Raw genomic sequence first — 19,876 nt, forward strand, 5'->3', positions numbered from 1 at the left:
CCACTCCCGCAAGATAGATATCCGACCGCTTCAGCACCCGCTCAGAGAGATGACTGGATCACTGCCCTTAGTTATAGGTTTTCATAGCGGTTCATGTCCAATACCCCTTCTTCCACCGGCGTGGTTTCGCGGATGTACTGCGATAAATCATGGAAATACTGCCAGAACAACGGATGACTGCGTCGCACACCCCACCGATCCACAATCTCCTCGAAACCCTTGGCATCCTTGGCCTGCTCCATTTCAGCCACGAACTCAGGCACTTCCTGGGCTGGAATATTGAACATGAAGTTCGGGTAGCTGCTCAGCACACCCGGATAAATCGTCACCGTATCCAGGCCCGGCTGGTAGCGATAAGCCTCCCCCAGCAAAAACGCGACATTACTGTGGGCACGATTGCGCAGCATGCTATAGACCACACGTTTGCCACTGGCGGTTTCAACCCGCAGCATCGTAGCTTCAGGCAATTGATCAATCACCTTGAGCCCGGCAGCTGGGCGTGAGGTCAGGCGGCTCAGGGCCTGCTCCGCATCCTGCAAGGCCGGGTCGATCCCATCGCGGGAACAATAGGCGCCGCTGCAGCGGTTGATCGGGTCCGGGCTGGCATTCAAATCGCCATAACGGGTGAGCAACTGGTTGGCAAAGTCGCGCTTCGGATCGTTTTCGTTCAGGTGCAGGCCGGTGGGTTTGTCGTCATCGATTGCCTCGTAATCCAGCCACAGCTTGAGTTTGCCGCTGTTCTGATACCAATCGTCGAGGAAACCGTCGCGGGAATCGGCCGGCATCAAACGCAGGAAGTTCTGCTCGGCACCATTGCGGATCAGGTCGAAGTACAGCCGGGTCTGGGCCTGGTGCGACACATTGCCGAACACGTCGAAATTCACCGCCAGTTGGTAATAGGTGCGCTCCAGCAGTGGATAGTCGAACAGCCACATCGTTTGTGGCACCTCGCCGATCAGACCTTTGTTGACCGCGGCACTGTCGAAGTGGCGGAAGATGCTCAACAAGGCATTGTCATTGCCTGCCCACAGGCTCGACCAGCTCGGCGGCGGCAGGTCGGCGTAGCTGTCGCGGCGCAACGCCTCGTATTCGTTGCGCTTATCGCGGTAGGCCAACCACAGGCTGAGCACGCTGCCCACGTCATCGTTTTGCCCCGGCATGGCCAGCAGCGGCGTGGCCTGGCCACGATAGCGCGCATCGGTGATGTACAGGTCGTGGTCCGGGTCCTGGAACAGGGTCCAGAAATTGTCGCGGATCACATCCGTGGCGATCTGCCCACGGCACACCGGCCCACGGATAAAGGTACGCACGAAGTATTCGGCGTTATCCAGCATGAACTGGTAGCGCGCCTTGGCCGGGATGGCTTCGAAGGTTTCAAAAGGGTTGGCACGGCGGCCCGGACCGTAGCCCGGCAAGGCGTTGACCTGCCAGTTGCCGGCGTAGAACAGCTCTTTGATGCGGGCCATCTTCCCGGCGCTGAACGGGTACGTAATGTGGGTTTTATGCACGATCACGCCCTGCACCGGCCACAGGCGGTAATACACGCGGGTGCCGGGGTCATCATTGGGACGGCGCGTAGCGATCAGGTCAATCGGTTGGCCACTCGGCGTGCGCGAACGCACCCACTGGAAGAAATGCCCGGGCTCGCCATTCTCGAAGTAGATGTGCGCGAGGAATAAATGCTCGAACAACCAGCGCGCCACCAGGCTTTCGCGGGCGCCGGGCTGGTTGAACAGGCTTTCCCACTGCTGCACTTGCAGGGCTTCTTTCGCGCTGGGCGCCAGGCCTTGTTCATCAATCGGCGCGCCGGAGGCAAGCCAGCGTTGCAGTGTCTGGTACTGCTGGTCCGTCAGGCCAGTGACCGCCAGCGGCATGCCTTCCCTGGGGTGGGCGCCGGCATAGGCATTGAACTCGCCGGGCATGGCGCACATGTTCTCGCGGTTCAGGCCCAGCACGATGTTTTCGGGCAGCTTGGCGTTGGGTTGCAAGGGCGCGTTATGCCCCAGCTCCAGCATGCGCGCCATCAGCGCGGCCTGGCTGCCCTGGGCGTCCAGCACCGAATAGAAGCCCTTTTGCTGCCAGGCCTGTTTGCCGAAGGCGTCATAGAACAAGCGAGTGGTCGGCGTGGCCTGGCTGCGTTCGCCATCGTAGACCGGCACTTTGCTCGCGCCGCGTGCCGCGCCCTCGGCACTGCCCAGGTTGAGCTGGCAGGCGGAGTCGTAGCAGGCATGGCAAGCCACGCATTTCTCGGTGAAGATCGGTTGAATGTCGCGGGTGTACGAAATCGCCGGGGCGGCTCCGTCGGCCTGTGCGATGCAGGCGACCAGTGCCAGGACGGCGCTGGTGATGAGGCGAAGTGACATGTATCCGGTCCCGATTCAATGCGAGCGCTGAAAAATTGCCGGTGATTCTACCGGGCCATACGCCTCTGCAACATGAGCGATATTCATGTAAAAGCCGCGCATGCTGCAAAACCACGCAGGTTTGATATGATCCATGCCCTCCGTAATGCCTGACCAGAGTAGTCCCATGTCCGATCGTAGCGTTCGTCTGCAAGCCCTTCATCAAGCCCTCAAGGAACGCATCCTGATCCTCGACGGTGGTATGGGCACGATGATCCAGAGCTACAAACTCGAAGAAGAAGACTACCGTGGCAAACGCTTCGCCGACTGGCCGAGCGACGTCAAGGGTAACAACGACCTGCTGGTGATCACTCGCCCGGACGTGATCGGCGGCATTGAAAAAGCCTACCTGGATGCCGGTGCCGACATCCTCGAAACCAACACCTTCAACGCCACCCGCATCTCCATGGCCGACTACGGTATGGAAGAGCTGGCCTACGAGCTGAACGTAGAAGGCGCACGCCTGGCGCGCAAGATCGCCGACGCCAAGACCCTGGAGAACCCGGCCAAGCCACGCTTCGTCGCCGGCGTGCTCGGCCCGACCAGCCGGACCTGCTCGTTGTCGCCGGACGTGAACAACCCCGGCTACCGCAACGTGACCTTCGATGAACTGGTGGAAAACTACACCGAGGCCACCAAAGGCCTGATCGAAGGCGGCGCCGACCTGATCCTGATCGAGACCATCTTCGACACCCTCAACGCCAAGGCCGCGATCTTCGCCGTGCAAGGTGTGTTCGAGGAGCTCAATACCGAACTGCCGATCATGATCTCCGGCACTATCACCGACGCCTCCGGTCGCACCCTGTCGGGCCAGACCACCGAAGCGTTCTGGAACTCGGTGGCCCACGCCAAGCCGATTTCGGTAGGCCTGAACTGCGCCCTGGGCGCCAGCGAACTGCGTCCGTACCTGGAAGAGTTGTCGAACAAGGCCAACACCCACGTGTCCGCGCACCCCAACGCCGGCCTGCCCAACGAATTCGGCGAGTACGACGAACTGCCTTCGCAAACCGCCAAGGTCATCGAAGAGTTCGCCCAGAGCGGCTTCCTCAATATTGTCGGCGGCTGCTGCGGCACCACGCCAGGCCATATCGAGGCCATCGCCAAGGCCGTGGCCGGTTATGCGCCACGCGTGATCCCGGACATCCCCAAGGCGTGCCGCCTGTCGGGCCTGGAGCCGTTCACGATTGATCGCAGTTCGCTGTTCGTCAACGTTGGCGAGCGCACCAACATCACCGGCTCCGCCAAATTCGCCCGGTTGATCCGTGAAGACAACTACACCGAAGCCCTCGAAGTCGCCCTGCAGCAGGTGGAAGCCGGCGCCCAGGTGATCGACATCAACATGGACGAGGGTATGCTGGATTCGAAGAAGGCCATGGTGACCTTCCTCAACCTGATTGCCGGTGAGCCGGACATCTCCCGCGTGCCGATCATGATCGACTCCTCCAAGTGGGACGTGATCGAGGCGGGCCTGAAGTGCATCCAGGGCAAGGGCATCGTCAACTCCATCAGCATGAAGGAAGGCGTCGAGCAGTTCATCCACCATGCCAGGTTGTGCAAGCGCTACGGCGCGGCCGTGGTGGTGATGGCCTTCGACGAAGCCGGCCAGGCCGACACCGAAGCGCGCAAGAAAGAGATCTGCAAACGCTCCTACGACATCCTGGTGAATGAAGTCGGCTTCCCGCCGGAAGACATCATCTTCGACCCGAACATCTTCGCGGTCGCCACCGGTATCGAAGAGCACAACAACTACGCCGTCGACTTCATCAACGCCTGCGCTTATATCCGTGACGAACTGCCCTACGCGCTGACCTCCGGCGGCGTGTCCAACGTGTCGTTCTCGTTCCGTGGCAACAACCCGGTGCGCGAGGCGATCCACTCGGTGTTCCTGCTGTATGCGATCCGCAGCGGCCTGACCATGGGTATTGTCAACGCCGGCCAACTGGAGATCTACGACCAGATCCCGGTCGAGTTGCGCGACGCCGTGGAAGACGTGGTGCTCAACCGCACCCCGGACGGCACCGACGCGCTCCTCGCCATCGCCGACAAATACAAGGGCGACGGCAGCGTCAAGGAAGCCGAGACCGAGGAATGGCGCGGCTGGGACGTGAACAAGCGCCTGGAACACGCCTTGGTCAAGGGCATCACCACGCACATCGTTGAAGACACCGAAGAGTCCCGGCTGTCGTTCGCGCGTCCGATTGAAGTGATCGAGGGCCCGCTGATGTCCGGCATGAACATCGTCGGCGACCTGTTCGGCGCGGGCAAAATGTTCCTGCCCCAGGTGGTGAAATCCGCCCGCGTCATGAAACAGGCCGTGGCCCACTTGATCCCGTTCATCGAGCTGGAAAAAGGCGACAAGCCGGAAGCCAAGGGCAAGATCCTGATGGCCACCGTGAAGGGCGACGTGCATGACATCGGCAAGAACATTGTCGGCGTGGTGCTGGGTTGCAACGGCTATGACATCGTCGACCTCGGCGTGATGGTACCGGCGGAGAAGATCCTGCAGGTGGCCAAGGAGCAGAAATGCGACATCATCGGACTGTCCGGCCTGATCACCCCGTCCCTGGACGAGATGGTGCACGTGGCCCGCGAAATGCAGCGCCAGGACTTCCACCTGCCGCTGATGATCGGCGGTGCGACCACCTCCAAGGCGCACACGGCGGTGAAGATCGAGCCCAAGTACAGCAATGATGCGGTGGTGTACGTGACCGACGCTTCGCGTGCGGTCGGCGTGGCCACGCAGTTGCTGTCCAAGGAACTCAAGGCCGGCTTTGTCGAGCGCACCCGCGAAGAGTACGTGGAAGTGCGCGAACGCACGTCCAACCGCAGCGCCCGCACCGAACGCCTGAGCTACCCGGCCGCCATCGCCAAGAAGCCGCAGTTCGACTGGAGCAGCTACACGCCGGTGGTGCCGACCTTTACCGGCGCCAAGGTGCTGGACAATATCGACCTCAAGGTGCTGGCCGAGTACATCGACTGGACACCGTTCTTTATCTCCTGGGACCTGGCCGGCAAGTTCCCGCGCATCCTCGAGGATGAAGTGGTCGGTGAAGCCGCGACTGCGCTGTACGCCGATGCCCAGGAAATGCTCAAGAAACTGATCGACGAAAAACTCATCAGCGCCCGTGCGGTATTCGGTTTCTGGCCGACCAACCAGGTGCAGGACGATGACCTGGAAGTCTATGGCGACGACGGCCAACCGATTGCCCGGTTGCATCACCTGCGCCAGCAGATCATCAAGACCGACGGCAAGCCGAACTTCTCCCTGGCCGACTTCGTGGCGCCCAAGGACAGCGGCGTGACCGACTACATCGGTGGTTTCATCACCACCGCCGGCATCGGTGCCGAAGAAGTCGCCAAGGCCTACCAGGACGCGGGCGACGACTACAACTCGATCATGGTCAAGGCCCTGGCCGACCGCCTGGCCGAGGCCTGCGCCGAATGGCTGCACCAGCAGGTGCGTAAAGAGCATTGGGGTTATGCCAAGGACGAGCAACTGGACAACGAGGCGCTCATCAAGGAGCAATACAGCGGCATCCGCCCTGCCCCGGGCTACCCGGCGTGCCCGGATCACACTGAGAAAGCCCAGTTGTTCCAGTTGCTCGACCCCGAGGCCCGCGAGATGCAGGCCGGCCGCAGCGGGGTGTTTCTCACCGAACACTACGCAATGTTCCCGGCGGCTGCCGTCAGCGGCTGGTACTTCGCGCACCCGCAGGCGCAGTACTTTGCCGTGGGCAAGGTCGACAAGGACCAGGTGACCAGCTACACCGCGCGTAAAGGCCAGGACCTGAGCGTGACCGAGCGTTGGCTGGCGCCGAACCTGGGGTACGACAACTAAGCCCGGCTGGATTGTCTATGCTCTCCCTCACACACCTTGTGTCGAGGGATGTATGGACGATCCAGTCAACAACAAACCCCCTACCTTCTGGCAGATGCTGCACAGCGTCGTGGCGGCCGCGTTTGGCGTGCAGAGCGGCAAGAACCGCGCCCGCGACTTCACCCACGGCAAGCCCAGCCACTTTGTGGTGCTGGGCATTCTGTTCACGGCGGTGTTTGCCTTGACGCTGTTCGGCATCGTCAAGCTGGTGCTGCACCTGGCCGGCGTCTAGCGCAGCAGCAGTTGCAGGCTGAAGGGGTACGTCCTTGCCAAGCAATCGCCCGCTCTGTTGAAAGCCTGCATCGCCATAGACCAAATGATGCAGGCGCACCTCGAGGTGCTCGACCAAGCGCGGCGCAGGCCCTGTTCACGCAACTGCGCAGCCGGAGCGGTCTTGGTGCCGGAGAACGCCAGCAGTTCGATGGATTGGCCAGCGGCAACGGGACCGTGCAGACGTAGCAGACCCGTGAGCATCAGGTAGCCGGCCTGTTCATCATCGGTGACCATGCTGGCGATCCGTAGCGCACGCGCAGATGCAGGCCGAGGTCCTTGGCACCGGCCTGCATGAATTGCGCGTAGCTGACCCGGAAGGTTTCCGTCGACATGCCCGGGTTGAGAAACACCACCGACGTGGCATGGGCCATGGCCCCATACGCCGATCCCAGCAACCACACACACGCAATCAGCACCTTCGACAGGGTTATCAAGCCTTGAACATTGACCGCCATGGATAGTGGCAAGGCGACAGTCAATCGAGGCTCTTTACTGGTGGTTCACCCAGAATACGGCGGTTCCCACCACCAGGATGATCAGAAACAGAATGGCCCAGGCATCAACGGTACTGTCAGGTTTACGGGCTTTTGTCGGATTGCTCATCGCATCGCCTCTTGTCGGTTTTATAGGAGATAACGCTTAAACACGCTCACAGTAAAGTTGACGATTGCCCGTATGACAAATGTGGGTATCGCGATAACCGTTCTCATTAGTCAATTTGGTTATTTGCATATACTCAAACATCACTTTTGCGCATAAACGCAAACTGGTATCGTGCGCCGGCTCCGTTGGGAGTGCGCGGCCGTGCGCGCAGATTTGCCGAGAACAGGACCTATATGTACGTATACGACGAATACGATCAGCGCATCATCGAGGACCGCGTCAAGCAGTTCCGTGATCAGACCCGACGCTATCTGGCAGGTGAACTGAGCGAAGAAGAGTTCCGCCCTCTGCGCCTGCAAAATGGCCTTTATGTTCAGCGCTTTGCGCCGATGCTGCGGGTGGCCGTGCCCTACGGCCAACTGACGTCGCGCCAGGTACGCATGATGGCCAAGATTGCCCGCGACTACGACAAAGGCTACGCCCACATCAGTACCCGCCAGAACGTACAGTTCAACTGGCCGGCCCTGGAAGACGTGCCGGATATTCTGGCCGAGCTGGCCACCGTGCAGATGCATGCCATTCAGACCAGCGGTAACTGCCTGCGCAACGTGACCACCGACCAATTCGCCGGTGTCGCCGCCGACGAGCTGATCGACCCACGCCCGTGGTGTGAAATCGTGCGTCAGTGGACCACCTTCCACCCCGAATTCGCCTACCTGCCGCGCAAGTTCAAGATCGCCATCAATGGCTCGACCTCAGACCGCGCGGCCATCGAAGTGCACGATATCGGCCTGGAGCCGGTGTACAACGCGGCCGGCGAGCTGGGCTTCCGCGTACTGGTGGGCGGCGGCCTCGGCCGTACCCCGGTGGTCGGCGCATTTATCAATGAATTCCTGCCATGGCAGGACCTGTTGAGCTACCTCGACGCGATCCTGCGGGTATACAACCGCTACGGCCGTCGAGACAACAAGTACAAGGCCCGGATCAAGATCCTGGTCAAGGCGCTGACCCCAGAGGTCTTCGCCCAGAAAGTCGATGCCGAGATGGAACACCTGCGCGGCGGCCAGACCACCCTGACCGAAGCTGAAGTGCATCGTGTGGCCAAGCACTTCGTCGACCCTGAGTACAAGGTCCTGAGCAATCAGGACGCCGAGTTCGCCGTGCTGGATAAAGAACATCCAGGCTTCGCCCGCTGGCGTGCCCGCAATACCCTGGCGCACAAGAAGCCGGGTTATGTGGCGGTGACCCTGTCGTTGAAACCTACCGGCGTGGCGCCGGGCGATATTACCGACAAGCAGCTGGACGCCGTCGCCGACCTGGCCGAGCGCTACAGCTTCGGTCAACTGCGCACCTCCCACGAGCAGAACATCATTCTCGCGGACGTTGAGCAGAGCCAGTTGTTCACTCTGTGGGGCGAACTGCGCGAAGGCGGTTTCGCCACGCCGAACATCGGCCTGCTGACCGACATCATCTGCTGCCCGGGCGGCGATTTCTGCTCCCTGGCCAACGCCAAGTCCATCCCGATCGCCGAATCGATCCAGCGCCGTTTCGACGACCTGGACTACCTGTTCGACATCGGCGAGCTGGACCTGAACATCTCCGGTTGCATGAACGCCTGTGGTCACCACCACGTCGGCCACATCGGCATCCTGGGCGTGGACAAGAAAGGCGAAGAATTCTACCAAGTGTCCCTGGGTGGCAGCGCCAGCCGCGATGCGAGCCTGGGTAAGATCCTCGGCCCATCCTTCGCCCAGGAAGCCATGCCCGAGGTGATCGGCAAGCTGATCGACGTGTACATCGAACAGCGCACCGAAGATGAGCGCTTCATCGACACCTACCAGCGCATCGGCATTGACCTGTTCAAGGAGCGCGTCTATGCAGCGAATCATTAAGAACAACGAAGTCCTCGACGAAACCTGGCACTTGCTGCCCAAGGACGCGAGCTTCGACGGCATTTCCAACTGCGACGACCTGATCGTGCCGTTGGCCCTGTGGCGCGAACACGGCCACGCCCTCAAGGCCCGCGACGGCGGCCTGGGTGTGTGGCTGGACGCCGATGAAGAAGCCGAGGAGATCGGCGACGACGTGGAACACTTTCAGGTCATCGCCCTGAACTTCCCGGCCTTCACCGACGGTCGCAACTACTCCAATGCGCGCCTGCTGCGTGACCGCTACGGTTACAAGGGGGAGTTGCGTGCGATTGGCGACGTGCTGCGCGACCAGCTGTTCTACCTGCGCCGCTGCGGGTTCGATGCCTTCGCCCTGCGCGCCGACAAAGACCCGTACGAAGCACTGGAGAGCCTCAAGGACTTCTCGGTGACGTACCAGGCGGCAACGGATGAGCCGTTGCCGTTGTTCCGCCGGCGCTGAATCGCTGCAAATGAAAAACCCTGGCATGCCAGGGTTTTTTCATGGGTTGGATTTGATCGACGCCAGCACCTGCTTCTGCCCCATCGAACACGGCACCCCTTCCGGCTGCGCCTGCACTGCCTCGATCACACCCAGTAGTTGCGCCTTGCTGTGGGCCAACTGCGCCTGCATGGCTTCAATCTGCTCCACCTTGCGCTCCAGCGCTTCGAGCAACGCCTCACGCTTGTGCTCCCCTGGCGCGGGCATCAACGCCTTGAGTTCCTGCAAGGTGAACCCGGCCTGCTGCGCGCTCTGGATCAATTGCAGGGTCTGCAATGCTTCGGGTGCATAGCGTCGATAGCCGTTGGCCTGCCGCCCCACTTGGCTGATCAGGCCCTGCGCCTCATAGAACCGGATACGCGACGCCGCCAGCCCACTCTGTTTTGCCAGTTCTCCAATATTCATCGAACTACCTGCTTGACCTTAAAGTTACCTTTAAGCTTAGCCTGAGGCCTCCCCTGCTCAGGAGTCAACTCATGTCGCCCTTTGAAACTCTGCAACTGCCCAATGGCCAAGTCCTTTCCAACCGTATCGCCAAGGCGGCGATGGAAGAGAACATGGCGGACGCCCGGCAAGCGCCCTCCCCCGAGCTGAAGCAGCTCTACACGGCCTGGGCCGATGGCGAGCCGGGCCTGTTGATCAGCGGCAACGTGATGGTCGACCGCCGCGCCATGACCGGCCCCGGCGGCGTTGCCCTTGAGGACGAGCAGCAACTGCAGCGCTTTCGCGAATGGGCCGACGTGGCGCGGCGCAAGAACGTGCACTTCTGGGTGCAACTCAGCCATCCTGGGCGCCAGACACCCGCCAACCTGCGCCAGCAGGCCATTGCACCGTCCGCCGTGGCGCTCGACCTCGGCGGTTTCTCAAAGATGTTTGCCACGCCCAAGGCCATGACCGAGGCCGACATCCAGGACGTGATCCAGCGCTTCGCCACCAGCGCCCGCCTGGCCGAGAAAGCCGGTTTTACCGGCGTACAGATCCACGGTGCACACGGCTACTTGCTCAGCCAATTCCTGTCGCCGTTGAGCAACCAACGGACGGATCGCTGGGGCGGTTCACTGGAGAACCGTGCACGCCTGCTCCTGGACGTGATCCGTGCGGTACGCGACGGTGTCAGCCCGTCGTTTTGTGTGTCGGTCAAACTCAACTCCGCTGATTTCCAGCGCGGTGGGTTCGAAGAAGCGGATGCACGCGCCGTGGTCGAGATGCTCAATCCGCTGTCCATCGACCTGCTGGAATTGTCCGGCGGCAGCTATGAAGCACCGGCCATGCAAGGCGAAGCACGGGACGGCCGGACCCTGGCCCGGGAGGCGTATTTCCTTGAATTCGCCAGCGAAGTCGCCGCCATTGCCCAGATGCCCGTGATGGTCACCGGCGGCATCCGTCGCCTGCCCATCGTGCAACAAGTGCTCGACAGCGGTATCGCCATGGCCGGCATCGCCACCGCCCTGACGCTGGAACCGCAACTGATCCAGCACTGGCGCGAAGGCCGCGACCCCAACCCGCAACTCAAACCCATCGACTGGAAGCGCAAGCCCCTGGCATCCCTGGCCATTCTCGCCGTGGTGCGCTACCAGATGCGCCGCCTCAGCCGCGGCCATCTGCCCAAGGCCCACGTCGCACCTTGCATGGCGCTGGTGCGTGACCAATGGTTTCTGGCCCGGCGCACCCGGCAATATCGCGCGGCCATGACGCAATCTTCACATTAAAGGCGGAGCATTCGCCGTGATCGAACTGTCCCCTATTGATCAGCAGTTTTTAACCTCACTGACGATTGGAGTTCTTCATGGCGAAAATCAACCTGGCCCAGCAATTGGCGACCACCCTTGAACAGGCGGGCATCAAGCGCATCTGGGGCCTGACCGGCGACAGCCTCAACGGCCTCACCGACGCGCTGCGCACCATGGACAGCATCGAGTGGATGCACGTGCGCCACGAAGAAGTGGCGGCGTTCGCCGCCGGCGCCGAAGCGGCTGCTACTGGCGAGCTGACGGTGTGCGCTGGCAGTTGCGGGCCGGGCAACCTGCATTTGATCAACGGGCTGTTCGACTGCCATCGCAACCATGTGCCAGTGCTGGCGATTGCCGCGCAAATTCCATCTTCAGAGATTGGCCTGAACTACTTCCAGGAAACCCATCCCCAGGAACTGTTCAAGGAATGCAGCCACTTTATCGAGCTGGTCACCAACCCCGAGCAGATGCCCCAGGTACTGCATCGCGCCATGCGTTCGGCGATCCTCAATCGCGGCGTGGCCGTGGTGGTAATACCGGGCGATGTATCGCTGCTGGAGGTCGAGGACAAACTCAAGCCGTGGCCCGCCCTGCATGCACCACGTACGCTGCCAGCGGAACAGGACCTGCAACGCCTCACCGATATCCTCGAAAACAGCCGCAAGGTCACCCTGCTGTGCGGCAGCGGGTGTGCCGGAGCCCATGATCAAGTGGTCGCCCTCGCCGACGCACTGGGCGCCCCCGTGGTACACGCGCTACGTGGCAAGGAGCATGTGGAGTGGGATAACCCGTTCGACGTCGGCATGACCGGCCTGATCGGTTTCAGCTCCGGCTACCACGCCATGCTCGACTGCGACACGCTGATCATGCTCGGCACCGATTTCCCTTACCGCCAGTTCTACCCCACCGACGCCAAGATCATCCAGGTCGACCGCAACCCACAGGCACTCGGTCGACGTGCCACGCTGGACCTGGGTATCGCCGCCGACGTCAGCGAAACCGTCGCTGCGCTGCTGCCAAGGTTAACGCGCAAGACTGATCGCAGCTTTCTCGAAACGTCCTTGAAGCATTATGAAAAAGCCCGTCAAGGGCTGGACGACCTGGCCCAGCCGTCGAAAGCCAACCGGCCGATTCACCCACAGTACGTGGCACGCCTGCTCAGTGAGTTGGCGGATGACGATGCGATCTTCACCGCCGATGTCGGCTCTCCCACCGTGTGGGCAGCGCGCTATTTGAAGATGAACGGCAAGCGCCGCCTGATCGGTTCGTTCAACCATGGTTCGATGGCCAATGCCATGCCCCAGGCCATTGGCGCGCAGGCGGCATTCCCGAATCGCCAGGTGATCTCGATGTCGGGTGACGGCGGTTTCGCCATGCTGATGGGCGATTTTATTTCGCTGGCGCAACTGAAGCTGCCAGTCAAAGTCATCGTATTCGATAACTCGTCCCTGGGCTTTGTCGCCATGGAAATGAAGGCGGCGGGCTACCTGGACGCCGGCACCGAGCTGAAAAACCCGGATTTCGCCGCCATGTCCAACGCCATGGGCATCCTCGGCATTCGCGTGGAGCAATCCGAAGACCTGGAACCGGCCCTGCGCCGCGCCCTGGCCCATGACGGCCCGGTGCTGGTGGATGTGGTCACCGCCACTCAGGAATTGGTGATGCCGCCGACGATCAAGCTGGAACAGGCCAAGGGGTTCAGCCTGTACATGCTCAAGGCGGTGATGAGTGGGCGTGGCGATGAGGTGATCGAACTGGCACGCACCAACTGGCTGCGCTGAACCCAACGTGGGAGCTTGCTCCCACTGCTGGACCTGATTGCCCGATCAAGCGAGCTGTTTTTCGACCCATTTACCGTAGGCATCGATGAAGGCCTGCAGGAACGGTCTGGTCTTCTCGGACACCTTGCCCGCCTCATCGAACACACTGCCCGCGCCGCCCAGGTAGGCCTCCGGCTGCTGCATGCACGGCACATCGAGGAATACCAGGGACTGGCGCAGGTGATGGTTGGCGCCAAACCCGCCAATCGCACCCGGCGATACGCTGATGATCGCCCCCGGCTTGCCACTCCAGGCACTCTGCCCGTACGGCCGGGAACCCACGTCGATGGCGTTCTTCAACGGGGCCGGGACGGAGCGGTTGTATTCCGGGGTCACGAATAACACCGCGTCGGATGAGCTCACCTGTTTGCGGAAAGTACTGTAGGCTGCCGGCGGTGATGCTCCGTCAATGTCTTCGTTGTAGAGCGGCAAATCGCCAATTTCCACAATGTTCAACTTCAGGTTGGCAGGGGCCAGTTCAGCCAATGCCAGGGCGACCTTGCGGTTGATCGAGTCTTTTCTCAAGCTGCCGACCACGACGGCGATGGTGTAGACCTTGCTCATTGGGGTTTCCCGACGTCTGACTAAAGGAGCTTGTAGTTATAAAGTCTTCGCGACGGGTTCACCAAAAGGTTTTTGATAATCCTGCGGGCACTTGCATTGCGCAGCATCATGTAGGAAGCATCTTAAAACATCGGCGAATAGTATTTTTATTCCGTAAGTAAACTACCCAGCTCCATGACGGTCTACAGAACCGCAAATCGAGTGTTTATCTCCAGAGGTTCTAAACAGATGGCAGCAGTATTAGTCGGACAGTTTCATGCCAGAGACGCAGAAGGACGCGTGTATTCGGTGCATGAGTTCCAGGAATCCAACCCGGCGCAAGGCGACCTGGCTGGCTCGGCACCTACCATTACCTACAAGCTGGCCATTGGCGACCGTGTAGAGAAACTGGAAGGCGACGAATTCAAGCTGATCCAATCGGGCACCATTCTCGTGCGCGAATCGCAAACCACCCTCGCGTCATAAGATCCCGCCTTATCCACCTGCTCAGTCCTGGCCATTGACGGCGTTGACTGGGCTGGGGTGATCACGGGCGACGGATCTCGGTGACTTCAATGCCCTGCTCGCCCTCGACCTTCTTCACGGTCACCACCAATCGCCCCCGCTCACCCTCCACCGCGAACATGGAACGCTGGTAGCCCGCCGTGTTGTAGCCTGGGTACGCCACCACCTGCCTGACCAGTTCAATACCCAACACCGCCCCCACCTGTTCGATGACCTGTTCCTGGGAACGGATAAACGCTTCAAGTACCAGGTTTTCCGGCGCGGTTTCGTTTTGACTGTTGAAGAGATAAGCAGCCACGCACCCTACGGTCACCAGGACCAGCAGTTGCTTGACCGTTACCCCGAGGAATATCGAGGGTAGAGGCATGTGAGACCAGACCTGTTTTTGTTGTTAATGCCGGCAGCCGGCTTTGGTCGTTAATGATCAGCGCAGCCATTCTATTGAATACCCGGCTCGCTGCACATAGACTCCGGCGATGCGTTTACGTCATATCGAAGTGATTCAGGCCATCTTGCAGACCGGACACCTCGGCACGGCCGCCGAGTGGTTGCAACTTCCCGTGGGCGATGTGGACGCGGCGCTCAAGGACGCCGAGCAACAGCTCGGCTTCATGTTGTTCGCCAGTGTGCGCGGGCGTTTGCAGGCTACCCGGGAAACCCTGGAACTGCAGGCGGAAATTGCCCATGTGTATGAGGCCCTGGAGCCGGTGCAACGCCTGGCCAGCCGCCTGAAAAACCATCATGCCCCTGCCCTGCGCGTGCTCTGCACACCGCCGCTGGCCAATCAGCTGTTGCCGCACAGTATTGCGGTGCTGCGCCGACGCTTCCAGGACACGCCCTGCAACCTGTCGAGCCAAACCACCCGGGAGATCATCAGGAGCCTGCTGCTGCACGAAGCCGACGTGGGTTTGAGCCTGCATGACCCGGAGCACCCGCAGATCCACTGCACCGTACTCGCCCAGGGCAAGCTGCAACTGCTGGCACCCCATGGTTGGCTCAAACCCAAGCAGAAGTACATTGCGCTGCAGGACCTCGCCGGACAATCGATGATCGGCCTGGAGGGCCAGGACCCGCTCAGCCGCCTGCTGGACGCCAAGCTGCAAGCCTTGCGCCCGCTGCCGGTGGTGCAGACGCGGGTGCAGACCTACCAGATGATGCGCAGCATGGTGGAAGCAGGCGAAGGCCTGGCGGTGGTCGACCCGTTCACCGCGTTCGGCGCCCGCGAGGCCGGGCTGGATGCGTGCCCGGTGTCGCCGCCGATCATGATCAGCCTGTATGCGCTGACCCTCAAGGATGGCCCGACCTCCCCGGCGCTGAATGCGCTGCTGGAGATCGTGACGCAGAAGGCCGAGGGTTTGTTGGCGGGTTAAGCGTTGCCGGCTTCGCTCTTGAACAACCGATACCAGAATATCGCCACTTCACGGGTCTGCGGGTCGATACCGCGATAGCGCAGATGGTCGATGCCGCCCATCACATAGCCGCAACGCTCGTACAAGCGGCAGGCACCGAGGTTGTTGTTCTGGGTTTCGAGCATCATGCCGGGCAGGTTTTTCTTGCGGCTCCAGAACTGCGCCACATCCAGCAACGCCTTGGCTACTCCGTGGCGTCGCGCAGGCAAGGCCACCGCCAACTCGTCGACATGGGCAAAGCCGTTCCAGTTGGTGCTGACCACGATGTGCCCCACCGCCCGGTCGTCCAGGTAGGCCATGAAGATCGCACTGTCGGGCGCGTCACGGAAACTGGCGAACTCCTCAGGGTCAATGCCGTAGCACTTGCGGTACGGCAAGATACGCTCCACGGGCCATTGATCGACCCGCTTGCCCATCTGCGGCTCACCGTAGGCGCTGACCTCAAAGCTGAAGTCATTGCCCCACACATAGGCATCAAAGCCTTCATCTGCGACCCGCACACTGAGTCCGGGATACTTCGGGTTCATTACAGCCTGCATAAACATCCTTAACCCTTGATGCAATCGACGGTGTAACAACGACCGCTGCCATCATCCTCGTGTTGCAACCCATGAACATCGGCGACAAAACCGGGGAAACTGCTATCGAACGTCCGGGCAAACGCCAGGTAGTCGATGATCGAGCGCGTCGACTCGGTAAAGCGCTCGCCCGGCATGATCAACGGAATGCCGGGCGGATAAGGCACCAGCATCACGGCTGCGATGCGTCCTGGCAAGGCGTCGATGGAAACCGCCTCCACTTCGCCCCTCACCAATTGGTCGTAGGCGTCGGCGGGCTTCATCGCGATTTCCGGCAATACGGTGTACATGCGCTTCAAATGCCTGGCCGTTGCGTTGCTGCGATAACAGCTGTGCAACTGGTCACACAGGTCGCGCAAGCCCAGGCTTTGGTAGCGCGTCGGCCCTTGGGCAAACACCGATGGCAAACAACTGGCCAGGCTGATATTGGCGTCGTAGCTGCGCTTGAATTCCAGCAATTCGGTGAGCAAGGTACTCCATTTACCTTTGGTAATGCCCATGGAGAACAGCACGAGGAAAGAATACAGCCCGGTCTTTTCCACTACTAGGCCGCGCTCCCAGAGGAACTTGCTGACCACCGCCGCCGGGATCCCGCAATCGCTCAAGGCACCGCCGGCATTGAGACCGGGCATTACCAGGGTTACTTTGATCGGGTCCAGCAGCACATAGTCCTCGGCTACATCACCGAAGCCATGCCAGTCATCCTGGGGATGCAATAACCAATCGGCGGTGGCGACCTTGTCGATCCCCGCCACCGACGGTGGCTGCCAGATGGAAAACCACCAGTCCTCGGCGGCGATATGCTGGCGCAGATTGGCCAGGGCGCGGCGGAAGCTCAGCGCCTCATCAAACATCTCCTGCAACAGCGAACGCCCGGCCGGGCCTTCCATCATTGCCGAAGCCACGTCCAGGGAGGCAATGATGCTGTATTGCGGCGATGTGGAGATATGCATCATGAACGCCTCGTTGAAACGGTCACGGTCCAGTTGGCGGGCACCGCCGTCCTGCACATGGATCATCGAAGCCTGGCTGAAAGCTGCCAGCAGTTTGTGGGTGGAGTGAGTGGTAAACACCAGCGGGCTGTCCGCCGTGCGCGAGGTGCCCATGCCGTAGCGCCCGGCGAAGAACTCATGAAACGCTGCGTAGGCGTACCAGGCCTCGTCAAAATGCAGCACCTCGACGCTGTTACCCAATTGCTGTTTGATCAGCTCGGCGTTGTAGCACAGGCCGTCGTAGGTGGAATTGGTGACCACCGCCATCTTCACTTTCGGCGGGCGACCACGGGTCAAGGGACTGGCGTCGATCTTGGCGCGGATCGACTCGGGGCTGAACTCGCTCAGGGGAATCGGACCGATGATCCCCAGTTCATTGCGCTCCGGGCACAGGTACAGCGGGACGGCGCCGGTCATGATGATCGAATGCAGCACCGACTTGTGACAATTGCGGTCCACCAGCACCAAGTCATCGCGCCCGACCATGGAATGCCAGACGATTTTGTTGGCGGTGGAGGTGCCGTTGATGACGAAGAACGTATGGTCGGCGCCAAAGTTACGCGCAGCACGGGCTTCGGCTTCGGCCAGCGGCCCGGTGTGATCCAGCAGCGAACCCAGCTCGGGCACCGAGACCGATAGATCCGAGCGCAGTGTGTTTTCCCCGAAGAACTGGTGGAACGCTTGCCCCACCGGGCTTTTGCGATAGGCCACACCGCCGCCATGGCCCGGTGTGTGCCAGGAATAGTTCGAATCAGCCGTGTGCTGCACCAACGCCTTGAAGAACGGCGGCAACAGACCATCCAGATACGTACGCGCCGCACGGGCGACTTGCCGGGCGAGAAACGGCACGGTGTCTTCGAACAGATACAGGATGCCGCGCAACTGGTTGAGTTCGCTCATGGCGTCGGCAGGCGCGTTTTCCAGGGTGACTTGCTCGCCCAGGGCGAAGATCGGCAGGTTGGGCGCCCGCAGCCGCGCCAAGCGGATCAGCTCGACCATGTTCTGTAGAAGGTGGGTGTTTTCGCCAGCACCTTCGGCGGCGATCAACATGCACGCCAAGCCATGATGGGTAGACGCCACCAGCCTGCCTTCGGCGTAGTCCACCGCGGAAAATATAGAAAAGCCCTCTTGCTCCAACTCCCGGGCGATGCCTCGGACCCGGTCACCGGCAACGGTGTCGGCCTTGATGTCGCGGTGCACGATCAGGACGGGAAACTTCAGGTCTTTATACATGTGTGCTTGTCGTCCTGAGGGCTATGCACTCAAGGGTAGAAGCTTGGCGGCCATGACGCGAATGAAGATTGACAGGCAATTGAAATCAATTGTGGGAGGGGGCTTGCCTGCGATAACGGTACATCAGTCAACACAGGTTTCGACTGGCCTGCCGCTATCGGGAGCAAGCCCCCTCCCACAGTTTCAATCGAGTTCATCCAGGGGTTATTGCTGGGTCAGTTGGGTCCACAATGCCGGCGCGCCCGCCGATTTGGCGATCGCTTCCAACCGGGCCGCGTGTTCCGCGAGGTCCTGTTCGCTGGCGCGGATGATCGTCGTGGGTTTGCGATCAGCCGGCAGTCGGCGGATTTCCGAAGGACGGTTGCCCGAGCCTTCCGCCGAGCCGCTGCCATCGGAGGCGTTGCCCGCCAGGGACAGGCTGGTCTGCCCGCCGGTCATGGTCAGGTAGACGTCAGCGAGAATCTCGGAGTCGAGCAAGGCGCCGTGGAGCTCACGGCCGGAGTTGTCGACGCCATAACGTTTGCACAGGGCGTCGAGGCTGTTGCGCTGACCCGGGTGGCGCTCACGGGCCATCATCAAGGTATCGAGGATCGAGCAGTGCCGGGAAATGTCCGCGCGATCAGTCTGCCCCATCAGGGCAAACTCGTTATTGATGAAGCCGACGTCAAACGCCGCGTTATGGATGATCAACTGGGCACCGTTGATGAATTCGAAGAACTCATCGGCGACTTCGGCGAAGCGCGGCTTGCCCTTGAGAAATTCGTCAGTGATGCCGTGGACGGCGATTGCGCCTTCGTCACTGTCGCGGTCCGGTTGCAGGTAGACGTGGAAGTGACGGCCGGTCAGGCGGCGCCCCATCAATTCGACACAGCCGATTTCAATGATCCGGTGACCGTCGGTCACCGGCATGCCGGTGGTTTCGGTATCGAGTACAACAGATCGGATGGCCATCAGGGTTCAGCTCTCAACGGTTTGGTGTATTTCAAAGGGCGCGATGTTACCACGTGAGTCGCCTTCAACTCTGCTTGTAGCCCCGCACTTCATCCACGCCACGGTTGGCCAACTGGTCAGCACGTTCGTTGCCGGGATGGCCAATATGACCGCGTACCCATTTCCAGGTGATGTCATGGCGATTGCATTGCTCATCGAGCAATTGCCACAGGTCGGCATTTTTCACCGGTTCCTTGGCGGCGGTTTTCCACCCGCGCTTCTTCCAGTTGGCCATCCACTCGTTGATGCCCTTCATCACGTATTGCGAGTCGGTCACCAGCAGCACATTGCAGCGGCGCTTGAGTTCTTCCAGGCCACGAATGGCGCCCATCAGCTCCATGCGGTTGTTGGTGGTGTTGGCCTCACCGCCCCACAACTCCTTCTCCACGCCTTTGCACACCAGCAACGCGCCCCAGCCGCCGGGGCCCGGGTTGCCCTTGCAGGCGCCATCGGTGAAGAGTTCTACGCTATCGGTCATCGGTTGCTCGGTAT

Annotated in this window: 16 protein-coding genes and 1 pseudogene; 8 read left to right on the forward strand and 9 right to left on the reverse strand. The window is 60.9% G+C overall.

Going from position 1 to position 19,876, the window contains the following annotated elements; translation table 11 throughout:
• Positions 1-71 precede the first annotated feature (71 nt).
• Positions 72-2,363 carry a fatty acid cis/trans isomerase gene (locus K5K89_RS17475; RefSeq protein ID WP_071490671.1) on the reverse strand — a complete coding sequence of 764 codons (2,292 nt, stop codon included), beginning with the start codon at positions 2,361-2,363 and terminating at the stop codon, positions 72-74.
• 166 nt (positions 2,364-2,529) lie between these two features.
• On the opposite strand from K5K89_RS17475, the gene metH reads away from it, so the two are divergent.
• Both metH and K5K89_RS17485 read left to right on the forward strand, forming a co-directional pair.
• Positions 2,530-6,240, forward strand: a complete 3,711-nt coding sequence (gene metH / locus K5K89_RS17480) for a methionine synthase (protein WP_071490672.1) — start codon at positions 2,530-2,532, stop codon at positions 6,238-6,240.
• A 52-nt stretch (positions 6,241-6,292) separates the two neighbouring features.
• A complete protein-coding gene (locus tag K5K89_RS17485) occupies positions 6,293-6,511 on the forward strand; it encodes a DUF2970 domain-containing protein (protein ID WP_058426282.1) in 219 nt (72 codons plus the stop codon).
• Between the two features lie 51 nt (positions 6,512-6,562).
• On the opposite strand, the pseudogene K5K89_RS17490 reads toward K5K89_RS17485, so the two are convergent.
• Positions 6,563-6,977, reverse strand: a pseudogene (locus K5K89_RS17490) (LacI family transcriptional regulator); the annotation flags it as partial.
• Positions 6,978-7,388: 411 nt separating this feature from the next.
• On the opposite strand from K5K89_RS17490, the gene K5K89_RS17495 reads away from it, so the two are divergent.
• Both K5K89_RS17495 and K5K89_RS17500 read left to right on the forward strand, forming a co-directional pair.
• Positions 7,389-9,047: a nitrite/sulfite reductase gene (locus K5K89_RS17495; RefSeq protein ID WP_222539910.1), complete on the forward strand. Its 1,659-nt coding sequence runs from the start codon at positions 7,389-7,391 to the stop codon at positions 9,045-9,047.
• Positions 9,031-9,525 carry a DUF934 domain-containing protein gene (locus K5K89_RS17500; protein ID WP_048727764.1) on the forward strand — a complete coding sequence of 165 codons (495 nt, stop codon included), beginning with the start codon at positions 9,031-9,033 and terminating at the stop codon, positions 9,523-9,525. The genes K5K89_RS17495 and K5K89_RS17500 overlap by 17 nt, the downstream gene beginning before the upstream one ends.
• A 39-nt stretch (positions 9,526-9,564) precedes the next feature.
• On the opposite strand, the gene K5K89_RS17505 is transcribed toward K5K89_RS17500, so the two are convergent.
• Positions 9,565-9,969: a MerR family transcriptional regulator gene (locus K5K89_RS17505; RefSeq protein WP_071490674.1), complete on the reverse strand. Its 405-nt coding sequence runs from the start codon at positions 9,967-9,969 to the stop codon at positions 9,565-9,567.
• 71 nt (positions 9,970-10,040) lie between these two features.
• Here K5K89_RS17505 and K5K89_RS17510 point away from each other — a divergent pair, with 71 nt between their 5' ends.
• Together K5K89_RS17510 and poxB are read left to right on the forward strand one after the other, a co-directional pair.
• On the forward strand, positions 10,041-11,273 hold the full coding sequence (locus K5K89_RS17510; RefSeq protein WP_071490675.1) for an NADH:flavin oxidoreductase/NADH oxidase family protein: 1,233 nt from the start codon (positions 10,041-10,043) through the stop codon (positions 11,271-11,273).
• Between the two features lie 77 nt (positions 11,274-11,350).
• Positions 11,351-13,075, forward strand: coding sequence for a ubiquinone-dependent pyruvate dehydrogenase (gene poxB / locus K5K89_RS17515; protein WP_071490676.1), 1,725 nt, complete (start codon positions 11,351-11,353; stop codon positions 13,073-13,075).
• A gap of 45 nt (positions 13,076-13,120) precedes the next feature.
• Here poxB and K5K89_RS17520 read toward each other — a convergent pair whose 3' ends face one another.
• A complete protein-coding gene (locus K5K89_RS17520; RefSeq protein WP_071490677.1) occupies positions 13,121-13,678 on the reverse strand; it encodes an NADPH-dependent FMN reductase in 558 nt (185 codons plus the stop codon).
• 228 nt (positions 13,679-13,906) lie between these two features.
• Here K5K89_RS17520 and K5K89_RS17525 point away from each other — a divergent pair, with 228 nt between their 5' ends.
• Positions 13,907-14,143 carry a hypothetical protein gene (locus tag K5K89_RS17525; RefSeq protein ID WP_058426290.1) on the forward strand — a complete coding sequence of 79 codons (237 nt, stop codon included), beginning with the start codon at positions 13,907-13,909 and terminating at the stop codon, positions 14,141-14,143.
• A 61-nt stretch (positions 14,144-14,204) separates the two neighbouring features.
• Here the strand turns inward: K5K89_RS17525 and K5K89_RS17530 are convergent, their stop codons facing one another.
• On the reverse strand, positions 14,205-14,549 hold the full coding sequence (locus K5K89_RS17530) for a hypothetical protein (RefSeq protein WP_222539911.1): 345 nt from the start codon (positions 14,547-14,549) through the stop codon (positions 14,205-14,207).
• Positions 14,550-14,658: 109 nt separating this feature from the next.
• Between K5K89_RS17530 and K5K89_RS17535 the strand changes: the two genes are divergently transcribed.
• A complete protein-coding gene (locus K5K89_RS17535; RefSeq protein ID WP_222539912.1) occupies positions 14,659-15,552 on the forward strand; it encodes a LysR substrate-binding domain-containing protein in 894 nt (297 codons plus the stop codon).
• On the opposite strand, the gene K5K89_RS17540 is transcribed toward K5K89_RS17535, so the two are convergent.
• From K5K89_RS17540 to rnhA, 4 genes are all read right to left on the reverse strand, one after another.
• Positions 15,549-16,130 carry a GNAT family N-acetyltransferase gene (locus tag K5K89_RS17540; protein ID WP_083351445.1) on the reverse strand — a complete coding sequence of 194 codons (582 nt, stop codon included), beginning with the start codon at positions 16,128-16,130 and terminating at the stop codon, positions 15,549-15,551. The genes K5K89_RS17535 and K5K89_RS17540 overlap by 4 nt on opposite strands.
• A gap of 8 nt (positions 16,131-16,138) precedes the next feature.
• Positions 16,139-18,394 (reverse strand): Orn/Lys/Arg decarboxylase N-terminal domain-containing protein, encoded by a 2,256-nt coding sequence (locus K5K89_RS17545; protein ID WP_222539913.1) that lies wholly within the window; start codon positions 18,392-18,394, stop codon positions 16,139-16,141.
• Positions 18,395-18,598: 204 nt separating this feature from the next.
• On the reverse strand, positions 18,599-19,339 hold the full coding sequence (gene dnaQ / locus K5K89_RS17550; RefSeq protein ID WP_165447934.1) for a DNA polymerase III subunit epsilon: 741 nt from the start codon (positions 19,337-19,339) through the stop codon (positions 18,599-18,601).
• 70 nt (positions 19,340-19,409) lie between these two features.
• Complete coding sequence (gene rnhA, locus K5K89_RS17555) at positions 19,410-19,862, reverse strand: ribonuclease HI (RefSeq protein WP_071490682.1); 453 nt, start codon at positions 19,860-19,862, stop codon at positions 19,410-19,412.
• Positions 19,863-19,876 lie beyond the last annotated feature (14 nt).

The organism is Pseudomonas sp. DR208 (genome assembly GCF_019823005.1).
GTDB classification, from domain to species: Bacteria; Pseudomonadota; Gammaproteobacteria; order Pseudomonadales; family Pseudomonadaceae; genus Aquipseudomonas; species Aquipseudomonas extremorientalis.